This is a genomic window from sulfur-oxidizing endosymbiont of Gigantopelta aegis (genome assembly GCF_016097415.1).
Classification (GTDB): domain Bacteria; phylum Pseudomonadota; class Gammaproteobacteria; order GRL18; family GRL18; genus GRL18.
This window is the reverse complement of record NZ_JAEHGE010000001.1, coordinates 1,954,448-1,977,679: the sequence shown is the minus strand read 5'-3', so window position 1 is coordinate 1,977,679 and position 23,232 is coordinate 1,954,448. Positions and strand designations below refer to the sequence as shown.

The following is a 23,232-nucleotide window of genomic DNA, read 5'->3' as shown; positions in this document are numbered from 1 at the left end:
TAATTTGTACTGCTTAATTTTTACTTCAATCGTTTATTGCTTATTTTTTGAGCAATAATAACTGTAATTCACTGAACGCGATATTTTATTAGACTTTATTGTGAAAAGCCACATTAATTTTTAATAAAGCGTTATTTATCACTGTTAGATAAATTATTTGTCTTCAATACCATAGTTTTTAATTTCGGCTTTCATTCTGGCAATCAGTTCATCACTGCTCATCGTCCCCAGATCTTCACCCGCCATCGTCCGTACGGCAATCGCATCCTGCTCTATTTCTCTGTCGCCTGCGACCAGAATATACGGTGCACGTGCTAATGTATGCTCACGGATCTTAAAGCCAATTTTTTCATTGCGTAAGTCTGCATTAGCTCTCAGACCAGCGTCTTTGAGTTTTTGTACGAAGGCAGTGACATAATCGGCTTGCTTGTCGGTAATACCCATCACTACAGCCTGAACCGGCGATAACCATAAGGGCATTTTGCCCGCATGTTCTTCTATCAGAATGCCAATGAAACGCTCGAGCGAACCTAATATGGCACGGTGAATCATCACCGGCACGACTTTTTCACCTTGCTCATCAATAAAGTGCGCATCTAAACGCCCCGGCATGGAGAAATCAACCTGTGCTGTGCCACATTGCCAGACTCGACCTAAACAGTCTTTTAATGAGAATTCAATCTTAGGGCCATAAAATGCCCCTTCACCCGGTTGTAGTTCCCAATCCAGATTTTTGCTATTGAGCGATGCTTCTAAAGCCGCTTCTGCTTTATCCCAGACTTCATCGGCACCCACGCGCTCTTCTGGACGTGTTGACAGTTTAACTATGACTTCGGTAAAACCAAAGTCTTTATAAACAGCAAACAATAAATCAATAAAGGCAGAAATCTCACTCTGAATTTGATCTTCGGTACAGAAAATATGTGCATCATCCTGGACAAAGTTTCTCACCCGCATCAAGCCATGCAAGGTACCCGATGGCTCATTACGATGGCACGATCCAAATTCCGCCATACGTAAGGGCAAATCACGATAGGACTTTAGTCCGGTATTAAAAATTTGAATATGACAGGGGCAGTTCATTGGCTTGATTGCATAGTCACGATTTTCTGATGATGTGGTAAACATCATCTCACTGAATTTATCCCAGTGGCCGGATTTTTCCCATAGGCTGCGATCCACCACTTGAGGGGTACGCACTTCCTGATAATTGTGTTTCACTAACACATTGCGAATATATTGTTCCACTTCCTGATAGATGATCCAGCCTTTTTCGTGCCAGAAAACCATACCCGGCGCTTCTTCTTGCATGTGGAATAAATTTAATTTTTTGCCTAATTTACGGTGATCACGTTTTTCTGCTTCTGCTAAACGATGTAGATAGGCCTTCAGATCTTTCTTATTGGTCCATGCCGTACCATAAATACGTTGCAGCATTTCTTTGTTTGAATCACCACGCCAGTATGCACCTGCCAGCTTCATTAGTTTGAAGGCTTTGATTTTTCCGGTAGACGGTACATGAGGGCCTCGGCATAAATCAATAAAATCACCCTGTTGGTAAAGCGATAGTTCTTCATTGGCTGGAATACTTTCGATGATTTCGGCTTTATACTCTTCGCCCATATCACGGAAGAATTTCACCGCTTCATCACGGGTTTTCACAGAACGAGAAATTTGATGATTGGCCTTAACCAACTCTGCCATTTTTTTCTCTATTGCCAGTAGATCTTCCGGAGTAAAGCTTTCTTCATAGGAAAAGTCATAGTAAAAACCATCTTCGATGATTGGCCCGATAGTCACTTGTGCTTTAGGAAACAACGTTTTAACGGCCTGAGCCAGCAAGTGAGCAGTCGAATGGCGGATAACTTCTAGGCCTTCGGCATCCCGTTCGGTCACAATCGCTAACTCTACGTCTTCATCAATGAGATAAGAGGTATCAACTAATTCACCGTTGATTTTTCCCGCTAAAGCCGCTTTGGCTAAACCGGGACCAATATCAGCTGCCACATCATAAATAGTAACAGCAGAATCAAATTGTCGAGAAGAACCGTCAGGTAAAGTGACTACAGGCATTATATTTGAACCAATAAGTTTTAAAATGAGTGAAAAATCCGATTATTATAACCTACTAAATTACTGGCTTAAAGTCCCCATAATGGTTAATTTACTCAATTCTAATGCACTAGCAGTCAAAACAGTCGATTCAAGCAAAAAAATTGCAAGTCCTACACAAATTTAAGAATATTCCTACATTTATCTGATGAATGAGTAATTATACTGGTAGCCCACACAATCTTGAATCGGATGGATACAAATTAGACTCACGGGTGAGACATGGATAGCACGGAGCAGAGGTCAGATAGACTACTGCATGAAATAATACAATTAGAACTCGAAATAGACAAAATGATGGCGCTCAACGGAAATCAGGAAGATTTTGCTGTGCGCCAATATCGCATGTTTATTCTAGCCAAAAGAAAAAAAATGAAAAAAATGAATTTTGGCTATAAGAATCTCATGCCCCAATAATCTTATAGCTTTAAGCTCAAGCGATAGAAGACGTTGCACTAAACACCTAAACAAATACCTAAATTCCTTAGACTCTCTAGTAAGGGATGATCGTCTTCGATAATGCGGCGATTCCCCGCTATTTCTTCTAAAGGAACTGGAACCGCATAACCTGCCCGCTCTGCAACCATAACACCTGACTGTCCTTCGGCAATCAATTGAGCCGCCTTAGTGCCTAATTTGGTTGCCAGAATTCTATCCGCCGCCGTTGGGCTACCGCCTCTCATCACATGACCTAAACTGGTTAAACGAGTTTCCAAACCCGTCAATTCAGCTAGCCTATGAGTTAAATGTACGGCAGTACTGTCTTCAAAATCATTGGGGATTTCATTTTCATCTTTGGGGCGAGCGCCCTCTGCCACGGCAACAATTGAAAAACGTTTACCTTTTCGATTGCGCTCAATAAGGGCATTTTTTATGACCTCAATATCATAGGGGATTTCTGGAATCACCACGACATCAGCTCCACCGGCTAATCCCGATGCTGCCGTTAACCAGCCTGTATTGTGCCCCATAATTTCCACGACCATGACACGGTGATGACTTGAGGCAGTTGAATGCAGGCGGTCAATGGCTTCTGTAGCAATTTCAACAGCAGTATCATAACCAAAACAAAGATCCGTTCCCCAAACATCATTATCAATGGTTTTTGGCAGGGTGATAATGTTCATATCAGTTTTTTTCAGCAAGCGCAGGGCATTTTTCTGGGTGCCACCACCACCGATACAAACTAAGGCATCTAAATGCAACTTATGATAATTTTCTTCCGCCTGAGAAATAGCATCAATGAATTTATCACCAATGGCTATTTTATGAGGCTTATCACGACTGGTACCTAAAATAGTCCCACCCAGCGTTAAGATACCGGATAATTTTTCACCATCCAGACGTTCATAACGATTTTCTGCCAAGCCTCTAAAACCATCAAGAAAACCAATGACTTGCATACCATATTGATTAATTGCCGTTTTCGCCACCCCGCGAATGGCTGCATTCAAGCCCTGACAATCGCCACCTGCCGTTAAAATACCAATTGATTTTGAACCGTTCGTCATAGTTTTATCTTTCACTCTTTTTTGGTGATTAGAAGTTATTTTGAGATTAGAAAAATATATTTGCCAGCTTATGCATCTTTTATGTAGAAGCTATAGACTTATCCTGTCTTAAAGCCGTTAATCTTGCAAGTTCTGCCGGCCTTTTTTTGACATCTTTATAGGCTTTTTTAAAGTATGAGCGGAGTGTTTTTTTGATATTTTTCAGAGCATCTTTAGCCGGAATATCTTTAAGCACACAAAAAATAGCTAAGGAATAAGTAATATCATATTGAGATAAATAAGCGGTGCGATTGACTGTTGTTGGCTGACAGCTGCCACAGGTGACATTTCGATAGACAAAAGCACTATTGGCAAACATTAAGCCAAAGCCCATAAAGACGGCCAGCACTTCTGTCACTTGAGGCCAGTTTTCTTCGCCCCCGGGCGGCATATCCTTGGCCATTGTGCCAAGATAGTGTGCGAGAGTATGAGCAAAAGAGGCAATAATAGCTTCGGGATTACGCACCTGACGTGGATCATACAATATAGGTAGCTGTTCTTCTTCAGCCAGCTTTATGGATTCTGTAGCACTCACATCACGCAAGCTACCGGGAATTCTTACCTGCTTGCTTGGTAAGGCACAACTTTGTTCTGTGGTCAGGCGACAAGGCCAATGTGAGAGTGAGGCATAATGTTTAACTTTATTGAAGATTAATTGTGCCATTTCGTCAATATTATCAGCATGCCCCGGGAAAAACTGATTCGATGGCTCAACTAAAACTGTTTTCGAAAAAAAAACTTCAGCATCAAAATTTATTAATGCCCATTCATAAAGCTCAAATTGCCATTGCACTGATTCTTCATCAAGAACAGGCGTCGATTTTAAAAAATCAAAAAACACAAAAAACCTCTTATATTCAATTTATTTAACTATTCGGTGTAATCCCTTACCCGACAAAATAACCACCTAGATTACTAGGTATTTTCCCTACACTTTACTATATTAGCATTTAATGATGGATGAATTTTCAAAATCAGACTATACTATGTCAATCATTATAAATGAGCAGACGCAGGAGAACCTAATGCTCTTTCTAAATAAAACAACAAATATAATCGCTATCACCTCTTTTGTGATTGCTAGTTCTATCCTTGGGGGATCCGTCAGCGCTGAAGAAAGCAATGTCATCATTCGCGGTCAAGACAGCAATAACAAGCAACAGCAATACCGTTTTCCTCCTGCAGATGTTTTGCAACAAAGAAAACAAGCACCAGCTCATAACCAAGTTACCAGACCTGTTGCCAATGCGCAACCAATGGCTAGGCCAAACAATCAAGCGCCCAGATTCCCAAGGCCTTACCCTGCACAAGGTGCGATACAACAAAGACCAATGCCACAAAATAGATACCCTAATATGGCACCTAATTATGGCGCACCTCGCCCTTATGGCATGCCGAACCAAGGCCCATATCGTGGTAATCCGTACAACAATAATCCTTATAACAGACCCTATAACGGCAATCCTTATGCACAGGGTCCTTATGGCAATCCCTATAATCGTGGACCTTATGGCCCATCACAAAATACCCCCTTCGGTGGTAGCCCTTTTGGTGGCAATTCAGCACCTTGGGAAAGCTGGCCCTTTGGCGCACGTGATAGCTTCTGGAACCGTAAAGAAATGCCTTTTAAAACTCAAAACCCAACTGACTGGTTCCAACCCGGCGATCCTAAAGAAGGCATGGCCATCATGTGGGACGATTTAATTGCGGCGCCGGATGATATTGGCACAATGCCCGGCGGCTGGAATGTCCCCTCCATCAGCGTGCCAAATCCGGTTGATCTTGAAGACCAACTAGAAAAAGCCAGTAAAGAAGTACCGAGTCTAATCCGCGTCTATAGCGATTAAACACACCCTCTAGCCTACATAGTACCTCTTTATGTAGGCCGGGCACTGCCCACCTTTTCAGCATTAAATTCACAAGAAATTTCAGCAAAATTCCATTATAATAGCTCACTTATTTTAGTCACTATTTGAAAGGTTTTTTGTGGAAGAATTTATCTCAGGTCAGCGTTGGATCAGCCACGCAGAATTACAACTTGGTCTTGGTACCATTGTCGCAACAGAACACCGAACCGTTACCATTGTCTTTAAAGCCAGCGATGAAACCCGCACTTATGCCAAACAAAATGCGCCGCTTACACGGGTTATTTATGATAAGGGTGAACAGGTTAAATCAGTTGCTGGTGACAGCCTCAACATTCAGTCAATTTCTAATGATAACGGTCTTATCACCTATGTCGGCATTAATGATCAGGGTGAGGCATTGGCTTTGCCTGAAGCAGACTTGGATCACTTTATTCAACTGAACCGCCCTGCCGAGCGTTTATTCACTGGGCAAATAGATAAAAACAACTGGTTTAATTTACGTTATCAAACCTTAAAGCATAATAACCAATTGGCTCATTCACAATTATCCGGCCTCACTGGTGTGCGTACAAGTTTAATTGCTCACCAATTATATATTGCTCATGAGGTTGCCAATCGATATGCCCCTCGCGTGTTATTAGCCGATGAAGTGGGCCTGGGTAAAACCATTGAAGCGGGATTGATTCTGCATCATCAATTGCTCAATGAACGGGCACAAAGAGTGTTGATCATCGTGCCTGAAAGCCTCGTGCATCAATGGCTGGTGGAAATGTTGCGCCGTTTTAACTTAATGTTTAGCATTTTTGATACACAACGTATTCAGGCCATGCAAAATGAATCTGAAGATGAGTCTGTCAGCAATCCTTTTCTCAGTGAGCAATTAGTGCTTTGTAGCTTAGAATTTTTGGCCAATAATGAAACCTCACTCAACGATGCATTAGCAGGTGAATGGGATTTAATTGTTGTCGATGAAGCCCATCATTTACAATGGACACCGGAAAAATCCAGCCACGAATACCAGATCATTGAACAACTGGCAGAAAAAATTCGCGGCATATTATTGCTCACTGCAACGCCCGAACAACTCGGTGTTGCAAGCCACTTTGCTCGCTTGCGCCTACTTGACCCTGATCGTTTCCCTGATCTGCAATCATTTATTGCCGAAGAAGAAAGTTATCAGCCCGTTGCACAAGTCATGTCGGCCTTAATCTCCGGTGAGCCTATTGACCCAAGCTTATTTAATACCCTTGATTCCGACTCTCAGGCTATCATTAGCGATGTTTTAGATAAAAATAAAGCGCAGGATGAAGCAGAAAGCGATGCCCATCGACAAGCTGCAATTACACAGATGTTAGATAGACACGGCACCGGACGCGTTTTGTTTCGTAACACCCGTGCTACAGTAAAAGGCTTTCCTCAGCGACAAGTCATTGCTCATCCGCAAGTGATGCCCAAAAAATATGAACAAAGTTTACAAATATTTTGCCAACAAATGGTAGCACAGGCTCCCGACTCAATAGAGGAAAGTTTTTCAAATTTATTACTTTTTCCCGAATTGCTTTATCAATTACAAGACAAAGAATCTGCCACACCAGACGACTGGACGCACATCGACCCACGCGTTCAATGGTTAGGTGATTGGTTATTGGATCTCAAACAGGAAAACTTCAGCAATAATTTACCAGTATATGATAATAAAACCCTAGTCATTGCAGCCAATGCCACCACAGCGATTGCGCTTGCCAATACTTTAAAACAACGCTTTGGTCTCTATGCCGCCGTTTTTCATGAGGGCATGAGTCTTATCGAAAGAGATAAGGCTGCGGCATTTTTTGCTGATGCTGAAAATGGTAGTCCGGTACTTATTTGTTCTGAAATCGGCAGTGAAGGTCGAAACTTTCAATTTGCTCATAAGATGGTACTATTCGATCTGCCTCTTAATCCTGATTTATTAGAGCAACGCATCGGACGGCTGGATCGTATTGGGCAAAGCCAAAATATTCAAATTCATGTGCCTTATCTTGAACACAGCGCCCAGGAGAATCTCTTTCATTGGTTTAACGAAGGTTTGAATGCCTTTGAACAAACCTGCCCTGCCGGACATAATGTATTTGAGCAAGTACAACAACAATTGAAAACAGATTTGATTGCAGCCAGTCTCAATGAAGACATTTTTAGCGAGCAACTCTCGATCATTGAAAAAACCCAATCCTTACATCAAGCACTCAATGAGTCATTACATAATGGTCGTGATCGCCTATTAGAATACAACTCCTGTCGCCAGCCACAGGCAAACCAACTCACCACTTTGGCCGAGCAGGCTGATCACAATGATGCTTTACGCCTCTATATGGAAGCACTCTTTGACACCTTAGGTATCGAACATAGTGATCACAGTGAACATTGTTATATCATTGCCCCGGGCGAACACATGTTACACCCTTTCCCCGGTTTGCCTGAAGATGGCATGACCCTCACTTATGATCGCGCGACAGCACTCGCCAACGAAGACATTCATTTCTTCACCTGGGAGCACCCCATGGTTAAAACCGCAATGGATATGATCAATAGCAGTGAGATGGGTAACACGGCAATCACTACATTGGACAGTCAACTGCTTAGGGTTAATATAACACCGGGCAGTATGATCTTAGAATGTATCTTTATTTTAGCCACAACAGCACATAAAAGCTTGCAGGCTGATCGCTATTTACCATCGAGCAGCATACGGATATTATTGGATGAACGTGGTCAAAATATCGCTCACTTAATCAAGCATGATGACATCATTATGACCGATAAAATCAAAAAACAAATTGCCCAGCAAATCATTAAAGCCAAAGATCCTGAGTTAAGACAAATGATTACTCAGGCCGAAGCACAATGCCAGCAACAAGTCCCCGAACTCATTGCTAGCGCAAAAACAGCTAGCCAACAAACCTTGCTCGATGAAGTTAAACGACTCAGTGCTTTAGCACAAGTGAATCCCAATATCCGCCAGGAAGAAATTGAGTTTTACCAACAACAATTAACCTCTCTAAAAAGCATTTTCAGCACACTCAAACCACGTTTGGATGCTTTACGGGTAATTATCATCACCTGAAATAATGTTACTTGAGAAAAGAATAGGAAGTCACTAGATGAACCAGATATCAATTGCTATGGCAGGATTTTCCATTATCGCCTCAATTTTACTTCTATTTCAAAAACGCACCGAAACTCAAACTGCAAAAAAACTTGCCCAAATATTACTCGGTGTTTTAATTATTATTCAATTATTGCAAGCGCTGTATATCGGTGATTATCTGTCCTTTGATCGCATCAATGCTTTAGTTTATTTACTATCCTTAGGCTTAGTTGGTCCCTTATTCTATCTCTATAGTCAGCACATCATTCAAAGTAGTGAAGAGTGGACACTAAAGGAATACCGGCATTTTTTACCCGTCATCGCTGGTTCGCTAGTCGTACTATTATTTCCCGAACATTTTAATCAACTCTATGCCTTAATGTTTTTACTCGGTGGCATTTACATGAGCCGTCTAGCCTGGTCTTTATATTTACTTCGAGCAAAACGAAGCTTATTTAAAATGGAATTTTTGTTCACAGCCCTATTTTTATCTTGGACAATTGCTGTGGTCTTATTAGGCCTTTTTAACTCACAGATTATTGATATTTTGCTACCGGTACAAACGATTATGTTAGCATTTTTACTTGCAGCAGCCATTCACATTCAACTTAATTACCCACACCTATTGAGCTCACTGGAAGAAATTGCCAGCCGACAATATCAAACTTCGACCTTAGTAAGTGTGGATTGTGATACAAAAAAATCTCAGTTAGAAAAACTAATGACCATTGATCAGGCTTATCAGGACAGCGAACTATCACTAAGCTCTTGTGCCGAAATGTTATCACTTAAACCTCATCAATTATCAGAATTAATCAACATTCATCTAGCGATGAATTTTTCTGCCTATTTACGTCAACAACGCATTAAAGCCTCAGAAGTATTACTGAAAAATGAACCCGCTGTATCCGTACTAGCTATTGGATTGAGCGTTGGATTTAGCTCACAATCAGCCTTTTATTCTGCTTTTAAAGAGATTCACCACATTGCTCCAGGCCAGTATCGACGACAAATACATACTAAATGATAATAGTGCAACACCATAAGCCATTGAAATAAAAGTAACTTATTTTTTTATATTCCTGATTTGGCAATCAGAAAGTCTTATCCCATCTATTTTGCTTTAATCCTACTCACATTATTTCAATTATGAAGCTGTGTAGGAGTCAACCCATGTACCTCAGTATAAAATTAATTCACATCATCAGTGCAACATTATTATTTGGCACCGGCCTTGGTAGTGCCTTTTACATGTTTATGGCCTATCGAAGTGGCAATATGATTGCTATGGCTGAAACTAACCGTATTGTTGTACTGGCAGATTTTTGCTTTACGACACCCACGGTCATTATTCAATTAGTCACGGGCTTGTACTTATTAAATGCCTTAGGCATTGAATGGACTTCCCCTTGGAGTTTATCCGTATTAGGACTGTACCTTTTTGTTGGTCTTTGCTGGCTCCCTGTGGTCTGGTTGCAAATTTGGTTACGAGATAGAGCCCTGCAACTGAAAACTCCCGATACCCAGTATAAACTGCGTATGAAAATTTGGCTGATATTAGGCATTATGGCATTTCCGAGCGTCATTATTCTTTATGCCTTCATGGTGTATAAACCATTTTTTAACCTATAAGGGCAATACAATGAATATATTAATCGTTGGTGTAAGTGGCTTTATTGGCCAACACCTCTATCAAGCTCTACGTCAATCAGGCCACCATCTCATTGGCAGTAGTCGGCATAAAATCTCTGGCATAAACTGGCAACAATTTAGCTTCCAACAAAGCCAAGCAGTATGGTTGCAGCAATTACAGAATATCGATCTGGTGATCAACACCGTGGGGATTTACCAGCAGGTGAGTCAGAACCCAGCCAATAAAGATAGCTTTTCCCAAGTCCATGATCTTGGTCCCAAGCGACTCTTCGAGGCTTGCAGAGAATGTAAAATTAAAGTCATTCAAATTTCTGCCATTGGTGCAGAGCAAGAGAGCCCTGTCAGCGAATTTTTACAAAGCAAACGCAATGCGGATCAATATTTACTCTCACATGAATTGCCCAACATTGTTTTATATCCCGGTATTGTGCTTGGCGAACAAGGAAGAACCACACAGCAACTCAGCTTACTTGCCAGCTTATACATCATTCCACTGGTATTTGATCGACAAGAAAAAATCCCTCTTATCAGTATTTATCAATTAACCGAGTTCATAGAACAAAAAATTGGTCATTGGCCAGAAAAGAGTTTAACCGCAATATTAATTGCTAAACCTGAAACGATGGAGGAACTACTTAATAAACTTCGCCATTGGATGGGCTTAAATAAGGGTCATTTTTTTATCATACCACGCCAATTAATTAATACCTTATTTTATTATTTTCCAACATTATCCATTGGTGCATTTAATCAATCCAGAACCGCAATGCTGGCTGATTATTCAAATAAAAAATTAAGTACACTAAAAAATTCTCTGCCCCAGAGCGCATCAGAATCATTGCTGGCACACAAAGCCACCCCCTGCTTTAGCAAGCGTATACAATTAAAAAAATTATTTTATATCAATAGTCTAGTGCTAGGAATTATATGGATAATTTCTGGACTGAGTTCAATCATAAATATTGAGCTTAGCCGTGAATTAATGTTACTCATGGGCATCAAAGGAAATTGGGGGGATAGCATCATCATTATAGCCGCTCTGGCTGACATGGTGCTGGGTATATTGTTATGGCTGGGTTTATGGAATGCACGCCTAATGCAATGGAGTCTCTATGGACAAATTACTGTGATGCTCATTTATAGTATTATTTTGACCATCACAATCCCAATGTTCTGGTTACACCCCTTTGCACCTATAGTAAAAAATCTAGCAATATTAGTGCTGGCAATATATCTGCTTGAAGAAATAAAAAAGACGCCTAATACAGTAAAAGAGGAAAGCTATCATGTTTAAAAATACGCGGATTCAACTCTGAAGTGCAACGCAGGAAATTCCAGTTCTTGCAAATGATTTTTTCATTGCCTGGAATGGTGTTTGAAAGCCGAGTGCCTTTCTAGGTCTATTATTAAGTTTTCCATCATGTTGTAAACCTCTTTATCAGTCACTTCTTTAAAGTCTGTATCTTTAGGAAAATATTGTCTAATCAGTCCATTAGTATTTTCATTTAACCCTCGCTCCCATGAAGAATAAGGGTGGGCAAAATAAAATGCTGTATCAAGAGCTTTGCTTACCTGCTCATGATAAGCAAACTCTTTGCCATTGTCTGCGGTAATACTATGAAGCCTGTCTTTAAAGGGTTTAAGCAATTGTATTGTTGCTTGTGTCACCCAATCAGCCTGTTTGCCATTCACTCTTGCTACTAATGTGTAAAGCGTTTTTCTTTCTACAATCGTGACCAGAGCACCACTGTGTCCTTTACCGATCACTGTATCAATTTCCCAGTCACCAACACGACGTTTATCATCAACAATCTTAGGACGGTCATCAATGGAAATTCGATTAATTATTTGTCCTCGACTGCTTTTACCGTTACTACCACGCTTTTGGTATTTCTTTCCCTGACGCCTTAAATACTGATGTAAATCACCACCTTGCTTCTTATCATCCCATATGTGTTGATAAATACGTTCATGGCTAAGAAGTAGCATTTTGTCATTCAGTAACCAACCTGATATCTGTTCAGGACTCCACTGGTGCTGTGAAAGCTTTTCATCAATAAGGGCAATCATGTCATCCGTCATTTTAATTGCTTTAGAAGCATTGTAGCGACGCTTAACGGCTTTTTCTTGAGCTTGCTTAAATCGATAGCCACGTAAACCAGCGTTGCGTTTAATTTCACGGCATATAGTAGATTTACTCACCTCAATCGCCTGAGCAATTTTAGACTGGGAAATGCCATTTTTAATCTCAGTCGAAATGTAGTATCTTTGTTCTTGTGTCAATTGCTTGTAAGTTCTCATAAGTCACTTTACTCTTGCAGGAGAAAATGGCCGATTTTACAAGCAATTGGCCATTTTTTCGAGCAAATCATTACTGTACTTATGATGATTTTTTTTTAGTAGCGCCGTCAGGCACGTCGCTGGCTCATGAAATTCCCGGGGTGGCCATCGCTACGCTCGGCCACCCCGGGAATTTCATGAGCCAGCGATAAACCAGCAAATATCACAAATACAACCAAATAGTGTTGCACTTATGAGTTGAATCTAAGATATCTTATCTGAACAATGGAAATCTTTAAATCCCAAACTGCAAAAGCATTATGGACTGTCAGGGGTCTCCTGAAAGTGTCCTAATCTTGGCCATTTGAAAATGTCATTTCTTCTTCTGCTTTTTCTTCCCAATTTTTAAAAAAAATCTTTTGTTCTACTTGGATTTTCTTCTGTCTTCTTCCGTTCTTTTCTTTGCTGTACTTTTTCTTGCTTTTCCTCAACTATCTCAGGTAGAGGAAATACTCAATGCCACGTTCAGGAACTTGCAAGTGCTTGCACTGCCACACTTTTTTCAAACCCAACCCCCGCTCTAAAGGTCGTCAGAAATTCTGCTCAGCACCTGAGTGTCGACAAGCCAGTAAGGCCGCCAGTCAAAAAAAAAAATGGCTGCAAAAACCTCAAAATAAAAACTACTTCTGTGGCACTGTCAATGTCCAGCGTGTTCAGCAATGGCGTTCCCAAAATCCAAAATACTGGAAAATTGTACAACAATCATTGGATAACCCATTACCGTTACAAGATACCTTAATCACGCAAGCGATTGATATAAAAAAGAGAAAACAGACGATCTTAAGGCTCTTCTCCGCTTTGATGAGTGAAGAAAGATGCTAATATTCAAGAAACCTGTTGAAATATAAAGCTTCTGAAGGTTTTATAAGCAATAGGTAATATGAGTATCAACATCTCACCCACCATTTTGGGACTGACTGGCCAAAGAGTCAATGAAATAACGTTAAATAAACACCATGAGACAGTTCATATAATCTGTCAAAGAGACAAGCGAAGGAAGGTAATTGATCCCTTAACCGGTCAGCAAGGGACGATAAATCGATACATAAAAAGACAAGTACGTGATGTGCCATTTATGGGCTATCCATGCTATCTGGAAATTGAGTTAGCTCAGGTTTGTATCAGTAAAAATGAACGCCGAATAGAGCGATGTGACTTTGTTGATAAAGGCTGTCGTTTTACACAACGATTTTGTCATATGATTAGTGGTCTTTGTCGTCATATCAGCATTCAGGCTGTTTCCAGGCATCTCAATATACGTTGGGAAACCGTTAAGAATATTGACAAAGCTTATCTTGAAAAAACATTGCCTGCATTAGAGCCCGAAAAATTAAAGGACTTAAAATATATCGGTGTTGATGAAGTGGCCAGAGCAAAAGGCCATGATTATATGACGGTCATTTATGATATGGTTGAAGGACATTTAATCGGGGTAGAAACAGGTCGAACTTCAGATGTATTTACAAAGTTTTTAAAACGAATACCGAAGGAAACCACTGAAAAAATAGAGGCGGTGGCCATGGACATGGGGCCCGCGTATCAAAAATCAGTGAGAGAAATATTGCCCAATGCAGATATTGTTTTTGATCGATTTCATGTCATGAAGAATTTCTCTAACGTGATAAAAAATCAACGTAGGATTGAATTCAGACGAGCCAGCAAGCCTGGAAAAGATTTACTCAAGGGATGCTATTACTTGCTACTAAAAAATGAAGACAAGCTCACTGAGAAACAATCTGACCGATTGAATAACCTGTTATCAGAAAATCAGAATTTAAATATTTTATATCTGATGAAAGAACAGTTACAAGCACTATGGAATAACAATGACGTGACTGAAATGAAAGATGAATTAGAGCAATGGTGTGTCATGGCTGATCAAAGCAATATGAGCTACTTAAAAACATTTGCTCGCTCAATGAGAAAGAATAAAGATGGTATTTGCAACTATGCAAAACATCAGCTGACATCCGCTAGAATTGAAGCAGGCAATGTCAGTATTGGCTTAATAAGAAAAAGGGCCAGAGGGATTCGGGATACCGAATATTTTAAACTTAAAATCAGGCAAACCTCCATTCCTGATGAGCAGAGTATGTTCTATTTTGGGTAAACCCTCACTCATCAAAGCGGAGAAGAGCCGATCTTAACGCCAATGCGTTACAAGAGATCTTAAAGTCCCAACCCACTGTTTTAATAGGATTAATTGCACATCTTATCGGTAGTACGTTACAAGATGACATAGTCGAGAGTGGTCTGAAACTGCGAGAATTAGGCGAGGCTCTTTTACTCAACACTCACCTAAAACATGGAGAAAACAATGACCGAGCATCCTATGCCCAATCCAGGGCAATTACGTCAAATCCCCTCTCAGTTCAGTTGGATCGATCACCGCCTGGTTCGTGATGGCCACTTTGAGTCTTGCTCTTGTGAATCAATGGCATTTTATTTATTTTTACTTACCGTTGCCGATCAAAATGGGCTGAGTTATTACTCACAACCGAGCTTAATGAAACAGTTGAATATAGGGACATTAAAGTTCACTCAGGCACGAACAGAACTCATTCAGGCCAAACTAATCACTTATAAACATCCTTTGTATCAAGTCCTATCTTTATCCCCATCAGCCAAATCTGACCCCGTTAGACAAACCTCATCTTCACCTGTCCACATAAAACAAATACTCAAATAATTAAATGCTGGAGGCCATCATGATTGATTATGAAGCCTGGTGCCGTATAAAACAGTATCAACAGGATAAGCTGAACGTAGGTCAGATTGCACAAAAGATGGATCTGAGATCACCGCACAGTAGAGAGCTGGCTACAGGAAAAACATTATCGACCACGGAAACCGGCAGCACAAAACAGCAAACTCGATCCCTATAAGGATGATATTGTCAGTTTGCTGGAAAAGCATGCTTATACGGCGACTCAGCTCTTTCAACGAGTACAGGAGGAGGGTTATGACGGGAGCTACTCTGTGGTCAAACGTTATGTTCATCAGGTTCGACCCAAACGAAAGCCCGCTTTTTAACCTTAGCCTTTGCACCAGGTGAAGCTGCTCAGGTTGACTGGGGCCTGTACAAAACCATTCAAGTGGGTGAAACCACTCGCAAGCTGAACTTCTTTGTGATGGTGTTATGCCATTCCAGACAGCAAACTCGATCCCTATAAGGATGATATTGTCAGTTTGCTGGAAAAGCATGCTTATACGGCGACTCAGCTCTTTCAACGAGTACAGGAGGAGGGTTATGACGGGAGCTACTCTGTGGTCAAACGTTATGTTCATCAGGTTCGACCCAAACGAAAGCCCGCTTTTTAACCTTAGCCTTTGCACCAGGTGAAGCTGCTCAGGTTGACTGGGGCCTGTACAAAACCATTCAAGTGGGTGAAACCACTCGCAAGCTGAACTTCTTTGTGATGGTGTTATGCCATTCCAGAATGATGTACGTAGAATTCACTTTATCACAAAGCATGGAACACTTTCTGGCCTGTCATCAACATGCTTTTGAGTTCTTTGGTGCCGTGCCGGAAAAAGTCATGATTGATAATTTGAAGACGGGTGTCCTCTCTCGCCCTGCAGGAGAAGATATTGTTTTTAACCCTAAATACTTAGACTTTGCACATCATTATGGTTTTAGAATTAAAGCCTGTGGCGTTCGTAAGGGCAATGAAAAAGGTCGGGTTGAAAACAAATGACGCTTGATATGCCCACTGATAAAGAAGTCGAAAGACTACTTGAACAGTTGAAATACCTTAAGTTGCCTGGTATTGCCGAGCATTATGAAGAGACGGCTTTAAAGGCTAATAAAGACAGTTGGTCTCATGTTAATTACCTGACTCAGTTAATTGAGTTGGAAAATAATAGGCGACAGGAAAGAGCAATTGAACGTAAAGTGAAAACGGCTCGATTCCCATTTGTGAAAACACTACAGCAGTTCAGTTGGAACTGGCCAAAGAAAATTAATCAACTGCAGATCAAGGATCTCTTTCGGCTACAGTTTTTAAAGCAACACACTAATATTATTTTACTGGGTGGCGTTGGCTTAGGAAAAACGCATCTGGCCACCGCCTTAGGTCATCATGCCTGTCTCAATGGAAAACGGGTCTTGTTTACAAATACGGTGGATGCCATTAACTCACTCATTGTGGCACAGAAATCGGGTCGTTTGAAACTGGAAATGCGCAAATACATTAAACCTGAAATCCTCATTTTAGATGAACTGGGCTACTTACCCATTGATAAGAATGGAGCCGATATGCTGTTTCAAATCATCTCTGGTCGTTATGAAGTGGGCTCAACGGTGATCACCACCAATCGTGCCTTTAAGGACTGGCCAGAGATCTTTAACAATGACAGCACATTGACCTCAGCATTGCTGGATAGATTACTGCATCATGCTCAGACAGTGGTTATTGAAGGAAAAAGCTATCGTATGAAAGATCAGATTGAAAGTTAAAGGGAAGTCATTCAAATCCCAGATCATGACTTGATCTGGGAGTCATTGAGGTGATCTGGCCGAAACAATTTCAAATGGCCAACTCTTTACAAATTCACGAGACCGCTGTCACATAAACTGCGGTTTTTATCACAAATAATGATAGGACGAAAGGTTATATTGGGGATATTCATTAACAATCCGAGATTTAAATGTCATCTAAACTAATAGCCTGTCTCATTTTATTTCTCAGTTCTCTCAATTCTGCTTATTCTGCACTTAATAGCGCGACAAATAGCGCAGTAAATAACTGGTTATTACCCAGCAGCCATTTCATTGCATCTAAAATGCCAATGACGGCAGTTTATCCCCGCCCCGACAATGAAACCAACTCCTGGGCCAGACATCGAAAAGCCTATCCCAATGGTATTGCTGAATATAGAATCCCTATCGTGATACAAGGTGGGGCCTATCCTTTTAAGTATGAAATACTCGATGCTCCCACTGGAATGACTATCGGTTCGACCATTGCAGACAAGGACTATGGTATCTTGTCATGGCGTCCCAGTTCACCCAGTGCTGACAAAAATGTCACTATACGAGTAAGCGATCAGGAACGAAACTCTATTTTAGTCAGTTGGTCAGTGTCTGCAACCACAGCAGGCTTCATCTTTGTTGATGCCACTACCCCTATTTCAGGCGATGGTTCAATTGCCAGTCCATTAAAATTGTTTTCTGATCTGCATAATAATAGCGACACGGATACTCAATATTCAGGTTATATCGTGTATTTTCGAGCTGGCACACATTTACTGACAGGGCCGGCGGCAAAAGGTAATTTGGAATTAAATGCTAATAGAAAGCCCGCCGTCTGGCTAGGCTATACTAACGAAAAGGTTGTCATTGATTATCAATCATCCAAAGTGCTTGTGGGTAATCAGGATGATATTTTCATCGCCAAGCTTAAATTTATCAATGCAAGAAATGATGTTAACAATGCACATTTTTGGTTTTTCAATCAAAATTCACCACAAAAAAGGATGACTTTTTTTGAAACTGAATTTGATGGAATATCCAGAGGCTTGACCGGTAGAGATAACCCGGCAGCGATTACATTTTTTAATCCCGGTCAATTAAGATATTATTTTTCTTTAGTGGCTTGTAATATTAAGAATTTTTCTGCACCACTGGTCGATGCCTATGCGATTAAATATGGTGTAATTGAAAACAATATTCTTTTAAATAATAATTTGGATGCCAGTGGTAAATATCAAGGTATTCTCCTGAAATCTGACATTCAATCTTTTTCCGTTAGACGTAATACCTCAACACTCAGTTCCTTTAGTTATGGTGCGATTGAAATTTTAATGCAGTCACAATTATTCACCAATAGTGAAATAGAGATAAGTTATAATCGATTAATTGATCCCTTAAATTCAACAAAAAGCACTAGAGCACTTGTTTATAACTGGCAAACAGCCAATGGCAAAAATACCAATCCACAAATCTATGTTTATAGAAATACAATATTAGGTGGAATAACCGGTTTAAAGTCATTTCCATACACAGTGTTCCTAGAAAATAATGTGGTTTTATCAGCAGCGGGTTTAAATGCATCAACTGCCAATCGAAGCATCATTAAAAATGATAATATTGTGGAAGACACCAGGACGACAATCATCAATAGCAATGGTGAGCTGATAGCAGGCGGGATACAGTATATTGGTACGCATGGCCATGAAATTATCAGCAGTGAAGCTAATGGTGGCAATGGTGGCAATGATGAAATAACTCCACAAACAGTCAAATGGTTTATACAGTTTATGAGTTCAAGACATCGCTTAACAGAATAAACTGCCAAATCTATCTCTAATCATTATCCTGAATATTAATACCATTTTGTAATAAAGGTAATATTTGTTCTGCTGGTAAAGGCCGACTATATAAATATCCTTGAAACTCATCACAGCCGTGCTGGCGTAAAAAGTCAGCTTGCTCAACTGTTTCAATCCCTTCTGCAATCACACTCAAGCCCAGTTGTTTTCCCATCGCCAGAATGGTCAGGGTGATTTCTGTGGCATCGACATCTTCGCCAATTTCACGGGTAAATGATTGATCGATTTTCAGCCGATTCAAAGGGAATTTTCGCAAACTACTCAGTGATGAATACCCCGTTCCAAAGTCATCGATTGCCAACTCCATGCCCTGTTGCTGAATTTCCTGCATCACCTGTATGGCATTATCCATATCATGCATTAATGAACTTTCGGTAATCTCCAATTCCAACTGAGCAGGATTGATACCAGTTTGTTCGACAATACGCATTACATTACTCGCCAATCCAGGCACAATAAACTGTAAGGGTGAAACATTAACCGCCAGACGCAAAGAGTCAAAGCCTTCATCAACCCAACATTTAAGTTGCTGACAGGCCGTTTCTAGTACCCATTTTCCAATGACATTAATGAGTCCTACATGTTCAGCAACCGGGATAAAAGCATCCGGCCCCACCCAACCAAGACTAGGGTTTTGCCATCTAAGCAAGGCCTCTACACCGACAATACTGCCATCACGTGCATTGACCTGGGGCTGATAAAAAACCATAAATTCACCTCGCTCAAGAGCATGAACCAGAGCTTGTTCCAGACGAGAACGCACCTGTAACTTTTGGCCAATATCCGCCGAGTAAATACAGAGTGACTCGGTATCATCAATGCGTGATTTAAACATGGCCGTATAAGCATTGCGCAACAGAGTTGTGCCGTCAAAGCCATCATCAGGCCAGACACTCACACCGATTTGTGGCGTTAATAAAATTTCCTGATTATTTTGTATCAGTGGTTCCTGTAATTTTTTTAACAACGCTACAGCAGCAAACTCAACGTCCTGCATATTGTCCAGGCCACTTAACAAAATGGCAAAGTCATCACCATTCAAATGGGCAATAAAGCGGTTGCCTATAACAACTTTCTGTAGCCGTTCGCCAATTTTTTTAAGTAATAAATCCCCTCTTGGGCGACCCAGGGTAATGCTTGCTGAGCCTGACCAATTAATATGTACAACCATTAACGAAGCCAGCTTAGAAAAATTATCGTCATTATCGTTAATCAAACGTAATTTTTCTTCCAACATGCCCATATTAGGTAAGCCAGTTGCCGAGTGATGTAGTGACTGATGTTCTAATCGCTTCAATAAATTTTGTCTTAACCGCGTCTCAACGCCCATTTGCCAGATGCTCCACAATGGCCATGACAAGGCTATCATTAACATTGCAGCAACAGGAGGGAACCATAATTGCATACCAGCCAATAAAAAGGCTGATATACCCAGGGTAACAAGAATACCTGCCAGCATAGCAATAAAGCCAGAACGCAATTGCAACATAAACACGATAATACTGCTGAGCAAGATTAATATCGCCGTCATCATCAGGCCTTGTTTTTCTGGCAAAGGATAAATATTTTTACCTTCTAACAAACCATTTAAAATATGTGCATTGAGTTCCACGCCAGGCATACGCTCATGTGATAGCGATGCCGGGGTGGATATGGCATCTCCCAAGCCCGTTGCCGTTGCACCGATCAAAACATATTTATTTTTTATCGCGGATGCTGGCACCTGCCCTGAGAGCATGTCGGTATAAGATATGATAGTAGGCCGCAGACCTTTTTTAGCATAAGGAATTAGGGTCACTTTTTGACGAACCCAACTATCCGCAGACATTTGAGAAGGCTTTTCATGATTTTCAGACTTGATATCACCCGCTGCAATCAGCATCGCCTGAGCCAATGCAGGCCAGTGAGGGTCTGACATGCCAGCATATAAAAAATACCGACGGCATAAACCATCCTTGTCCAATTCAACATCAACATGGCCAAGTACACTGGACGCTAAAGCCAGATCCGGCACCGGTAACAATTCAGAAACAGACGCTTCAGGCGTTGATTGAATAGGCGCGACAACGAGGACAACATGCTTATTTTTTGCCAAAGCTTTTGCCAACATTACATCAGCCTGAGGATCGTCTTTTTGATATTCTGAAAAAATAATATCAATGCCAATTGAACGTGCGCCCATATCGGTCAGCCTATCAATCAACTCGGCATGACGACGCCGTGACCAAGGCCAGCGCCCCAGCCTCAACAGACTGGCATCATCAATGGCAATGACTACAATTTGAGGATTAAAAACGCTGGCTTGCAGAGGCAATAAAGTGTCATAGGTCACTAACTCAAGACGTTCTAGTTGCTTTTCATGGGTCAGAAAGACCCCAATTAATACTAAAATAGTCGTCAGTAAGCCCCGAAAAAACAGTGACTTTTGTCGTTCTGAAAATATCACGACTTACAGCAGGAATATCCCTAGCAGGCCAATGGCTGGCACCCACCATAGGGTATCGTCAGGCAATGGGTCAACCCGCTGTGTCGTACCCCATGGACCTTGATAGCCGTCTTCCTCAATGCTGCGTATTCTCAAATAGCGTACCATTCCACTAACAGGTTCAAAACTAATTTTGGCTTCATTGGTTTTCTTATCAAACTCCTGCTCTATGAATTGTTCATCATAGGCCATTTGGATCTGATAAGTCTGATTGCGAGTGCCTTTTTCCCAGGTTGCTACAAGCTGGCCATCATCGGCGGCCTGTAACTCAGCCGACACTTTTTTCGGCATGGGCTTAATTTCATAACCACGAAGCCGACCCACTGGACCCACTTCACCATCAGGTGCAATACTGGTTAAACGCCAGTAATAATGCCCCACAGCAGAAAGCTTGGCCGTATCATAACTATTTTTCATTATCTCACTACTATCCAATAGCACCTGCTTGAAGTCTTTATCCGAGGCAATTTCTAAGCGATATTTGGCCGCATCAGCAGAAGAAGTCCATTGCAGTTCAGGGGATTTGCCACGGAAAACATGGTCTTCATCCGGTTTTAATTGTACCGGTGGCTGTGGATGGGCATCTAAAACGATTTCCTTAACCACGCTTTTACCTTCAAGTGCAAGTTTATCAACCCCGCGTATGCGCACAAAATAATGACCATCAACTAGGTTTGGAAAGGCCGCCCGAGTATAGGCGCTAAATTCATGCCAAATAAGGGTATTAAATTTAGCTTCATTGGCCACTTCAATACGATATTTTTCAGCACCTTCAATGGCATCCCACTGAATCATCCAGTTAATACGGCGGATTCGTTCGGGTAAGGGTTTAAGCACGGGTGGTGGTAATAGTTTACGCGCAGCAATGGGTGCTTTGCCTTGAGCCACCTGAGTACCAAAACCAGCTTTTATCAGTTTTTTCTTTTTCGCGCCACTCACTGCCACTTTACCCTTTAACACTTCGATATTTGAGGTGTTTTCGGCATTTAAAATGGCTGCACGGTATTCTGTTCCACGTACCGCACTAATGGCTGAAGGGGTTTTAATTTCAAAACGTGAACCGGGACCTGATGCGGGTGTCACCCGGGTATCCATGCGTCCTTTTATCAACTTCATACGCGTATCCACCATCCCCGTCGTACCATGAGCGGAGAGGTGATCAAAGCGTATCAGACTGTCTTCATGCAAGGTCAGGACACTTTTATCAGCAAATTTTATAGCAATACTGCTATCGGCTGCCGTTTTAAGTTGATCACCTAAATTGATTTTGGTGCCGGGACTCAGCGCTTTCTCAATATCGCCATTATTGCGAATAAGTTCGCCACTACCCCGCACCTCCATGATTTCAGCAGAAGTTGGATTACTGCGAACCCATTTCATCGGAATACGCAATTTTGTACCAGGCTGCATTCGCTTAGGCGCTTTGACCCCGTTAATTGTTTTTATCTTGTTATAACGCAAAACAGTATCGAGGTGTTTTTCACTAATATCCCAAATATTGTCACCGGGGACAGTGGTGTAAATCCAGTCCTGAGCTAATACGACTGCCGGTTGCAGCAATAATCCCAAGACACCCAAAATTAACACGCGAGTAGAATTTTTTATTATCATTATCAATACCACAAATTATCGTTATTAAATTAATTATAGCTAACAATTATTCAGATGCCAGTATAGTGATAAAATGTGTGGCTTATAGGGTCTTTATATAGACTTTTATCAATTAAAGCGTGTATCTACGGGGTGAAATAATATTTTTGCCCA

General features: G+C 41.1%; 16 protein-coding genes and 2 pseudogenes. 12 read left to right on the top strand and 6 right to left on the bottom strand.

What is annotated here, in order from left to right; all coding sequences use genetic code 11:
- Positions 1 to 153: 153 nt before the first annotated feature.
- The 3 genes from thrS to JEU79_RS09795 all read right to left on the bottom strand — a co-directional run bounded on the left by thrS (position 154) and on the right by JEU79_RS09795 (position 4,503).
- Positions 154 to 2,073 (bottom strand): threonine--tRNA ligase, encoded by a 1,920-nt coding sequence (thrS, locus tag JEU79_RS09805; protein ID WP_198263971.1) that lies wholly within the window; start codon positions 2,071 to 2,073, stop codon positions 154 to 156.
- A gap of 494 nt (positions 2,074 to 2,567) precedes the next feature.
- Positions 2,568 to 3,623 (bottom strand): 6-phosphofructokinase, encoded by a 1,056-nt coding sequence (locus tag JEU79_RS09800; RefSeq protein WP_198263970.1) that lies wholly within the window; start codon positions 3,621 to 3,623, stop codon positions 2,568 to 2,570.
- A 79-nt stretch (positions 3,624 to 3,702) separates the two neighbouring features.
- Positions 3,703 to 4,503 (bottom strand): hypothetical protein, encoded by an 801-nt coding sequence (locus JEU79_RS09795; RefSeq protein ID WP_198263969.1) that lies wholly within the window; start codon positions 4,501 to 4,503, stop codon positions 3,703 to 3,705.
- Between the two features lie 232 nt (positions 4,504 to 4,735).
- On the opposite strand from JEU79_RS09795, the gene JEU79_RS09790 reads away from it, so the two are divergent.
- The 5 genes from JEU79_RS09790 (at position 4,736) to JEU79_RS09770 (ending at position 11,604) form a co-directional block, all read left to right on the top strand.
- The gene (locus JEU79_RS09790; RefSeq protein ID WP_214660542.1) at positions 4,736 to 5,509 is read left to right on the top strand and encodes a hypothetical protein; all 774 of its coding nucleotides are present in this window, start codon (positions 4,736 to 4,738) and stop codon (positions 5,507 to 5,509) included.
- 139 nt (positions 5,510 to 5,648) lie between these two features.
- Positions 5,649 to 8,633, top strand: a complete 2,985-nt coding sequence (gene rapA / locus JEU79_RS09785) for an RNA polymerase-associated protein RapA (RefSeq protein ID WP_198263967.1) — start codon at positions 5,649 to 5,651, stop codon at positions 8,631 to 8,633.
- Between the two features lie 37 nt (positions 8,634 to 8,670).
- A complete protein-coding gene (locus tag JEU79_RS09780; RefSeq protein WP_198263966.1) occupies positions 8,671 to 9,684 on the top strand; it encodes an AraC family transcriptional regulator in 1,014 nt (337 codons plus the stop codon).
- 146 nt (positions 9,685 to 9,830) lie between these two features.
- Positions 9,831 to 10,289, top strand: a complete 459-nt coding sequence (locus JEU79_RS09775) for a DUF2269 family protein (protein ID WP_198263965.1) — start codon at positions 9,831 to 9,833, stop codon at positions 10,287 to 10,289.
- 10 nt (positions 10,290 to 10,299) lie between these two features.
- Entirely contained in the window at positions 10,300 to 11,604 is a 1,305-nt protein-coding gene (locus JEU79_RS09770; protein ID WP_198263964.1) for an SDR family oxidoreductase, read from the top strand.
- Between the two features lie 12 nt (positions 11,605 to 11,616).
- On the opposite strand, the pseudogene JEU79_RS09765 reads toward JEU79_RS09770, so the two are convergent.
- A pseudogene (locus tag JEU79_RS09765) lies at positions 11,617 to 12,611 on the bottom strand (IS30 family transposase).
- Positions 12,612 to 13,106: 495 nt separating this feature from the next.
- Here JEU79_RS09765 and JEU79_RS09760 point away from each other — a divergent pair.
- The 7 genes and pseudogenes from JEU79_RS09760 (at position 13,107) to JEU79_RS09730 (ending at position 18,941) form a co-directional block, all read left to right on the top strand.
- The gene (locus tag JEU79_RS09760; protein ID WP_198263963.1) at positions 13,107 to 13,472 is read left to right on the top strand and encodes a hypothetical protein; all 366 of its coding nucleotides are present in this window, start codon (positions 13,107 to 13,109) and stop codon (positions 13,470 to 13,472) included.
- Positions 13,473 to 13,530: 58 nt separating this feature from the next.
- Positions 13,531 to 14,760, top strand: a complete 1,230-nt coding sequence (locus JEU79_RS09755) for an ISL3 family transposase (RefSeq protein WP_246540147.1) — start codon at positions 13,531 to 13,533, stop codon at positions 14,758 to 14,760.
- A 207-nt stretch (positions 14,761 to 14,967) separates the two neighbouring features.
- On the top strand, positions 14,968 to 15,339 hold the full coding sequence (locus JEU79_RS09750; RefSeq protein ID WP_198263962.1) for a hypothetical protein: 372 nt from the start codon (positions 14,968 to 14,970) through the stop codon (positions 15,337 to 15,339).
- Positions 15,340 to 15,358: 19 nt separating this feature from the next.
- Complete coding sequence (locus JEU79_RS09745) at positions 15,359 to 15,535, top strand: hypothetical protein (protein ID WP_198263961.1); 177 nt, start codon at positions 15,359 to 15,361, stop codon at positions 15,533 to 15,535.
- A 268-nt stretch (positions 15,536 to 15,803) separates the two neighbouring features.
- Positions 15,804 to 16,342, top strand: a pseudogene (gene istA, locus JEU79_RS09740) (IS21 family transposase); the annotation flags it as partial.
- A gap of 14 nt (positions 16,343 to 16,356) precedes the next feature.
- Positions 16,357 to 17,109, top strand: a complete 753-nt coding sequence (istB, locus tag JEU79_RS09735) for an IS21-like element helper ATPase IstB (RefSeq protein WP_198265944.1) — start codon at positions 16,357 to 16,359, stop codon at positions 17,107 to 17,109.
- A 326-nt stretch (positions 17,110 to 17,435) separates the two neighbouring features.
- On the top strand, positions 17,436 to 18,941 hold the full coding sequence (locus JEU79_RS09730) for a hypothetical protein (protein WP_214660541.1): 1,506 nt from the start codon (positions 17,436 to 17,438) through the stop codon (positions 18,939 to 18,941).
- 16 nt (positions 18,942 to 18,957) lie between these two features.
- Here JEU79_RS09730 and JEU79_RS09725 read toward each other — a convergent pair whose 3' ends face one another.
- Together JEU79_RS09725 and JEU79_RS09720 are read right to left on the bottom strand one after the other, a co-directional pair.
- Positions 18,958 to 21,429: an EAL domain-containing protein gene (locus JEU79_RS09725; protein ID WP_198263959.1), complete on the bottom strand. Its 2,472-nt coding sequence runs from the start codon at positions 21,427 to 21,429 to the stop codon at positions 18,958 to 18,960.
- Positions 21,430 to 21,432: 3 nt separating this feature from the next.
- Positions 21,433 to 23,079, bottom strand: coding sequence for a FecR family protein (locus JEU79_RS09720; protein WP_198263958.1), 1,647 nt, complete (start codon positions 23,077 to 23,079; stop codon positions 21,433 to 21,435).
- Positions 23,080 to 23,232: the final 153 nt, after the last annotated feature.

Coding starts and splice junctions, on each gene's coding strand:
- thrS (WP_198263971.1), bottom strand. CDS start 2,073: ATGCCTGTAGTCACTTTACCTGACGGTTCTTCTCGACAATTTGATTCT.
- JEU79_RS09800 (WP_198263970.1), bottom strand. CDS start 3,623: ATGACGAACGGTTCAAAATCAATTGGTATTTTAACGGCAGGTGGCGAT.
- JEU79_RS09780 (WP_198263966.1), top strand. CDS start 8,671: ATGAACCAGATATCAATTGCTATGGCAGGATTTTCCATTATCGCCTCA.
- JEU79_RS09775 (WP_198263965.1), top strand. CDS start 9,831: ATGTACCTCAGTATAAAATTAATTCACATCATCAGTGCAACATTATTA.
- JEU79_RS09770 (WP_198263964.1), top strand. CDS start 10,300: ATGAATATATTAATCGTTGGTGTAAGTGGCTTTATTGGCCAACACCTC.
- JEU79_RS09760 (WP_198263963.1), top strand. CDS start 13,107: ATGCCACGTTCAGGAACTTGCAAGTGCTTGCACTGCCACACTTTTTTC.
- JEU79_RS09755 (WP_246540147.1), top strand. CDS start 13,531: ATGAGTATCAACATCTCACCCACCATTTTGGGACTGACTGGCCAAAGA.
- JEU79_RS09750 (WP_198263962.1), top strand. CDS start 14,968: ATGACCGAGCATCCTATGCCCAATCCAGGGCAATTACGTCAAATCCCC.
- JEU79_RS09745 (WP_198263961.1), top strand. CDS start 15,359: ATGATTGATTATGAAGCCTGGTGCCGTATAAAACAGTATCAACAGGAT.
- istB (WP_198265944.1), top strand. CDS start 16,357: ATGCCCACTGATAAAGAAGTCGAAAGACTACTTGAACAGTTGAAATAC.
- JEU79_RS09730 (WP_214660541.1), top strand. CDS start 17,436: ATGCCAATGACGGCAGTTTATCCCCGCCCCGACAATGAAACCAACTCC.
- JEU79_RS09720 (WP_198263958.1), bottom strand. CDS start 23,079: ATGATAATAAAAAATTCTACTCGCGTGTTAATTTTGGGTGTCTTGGGA.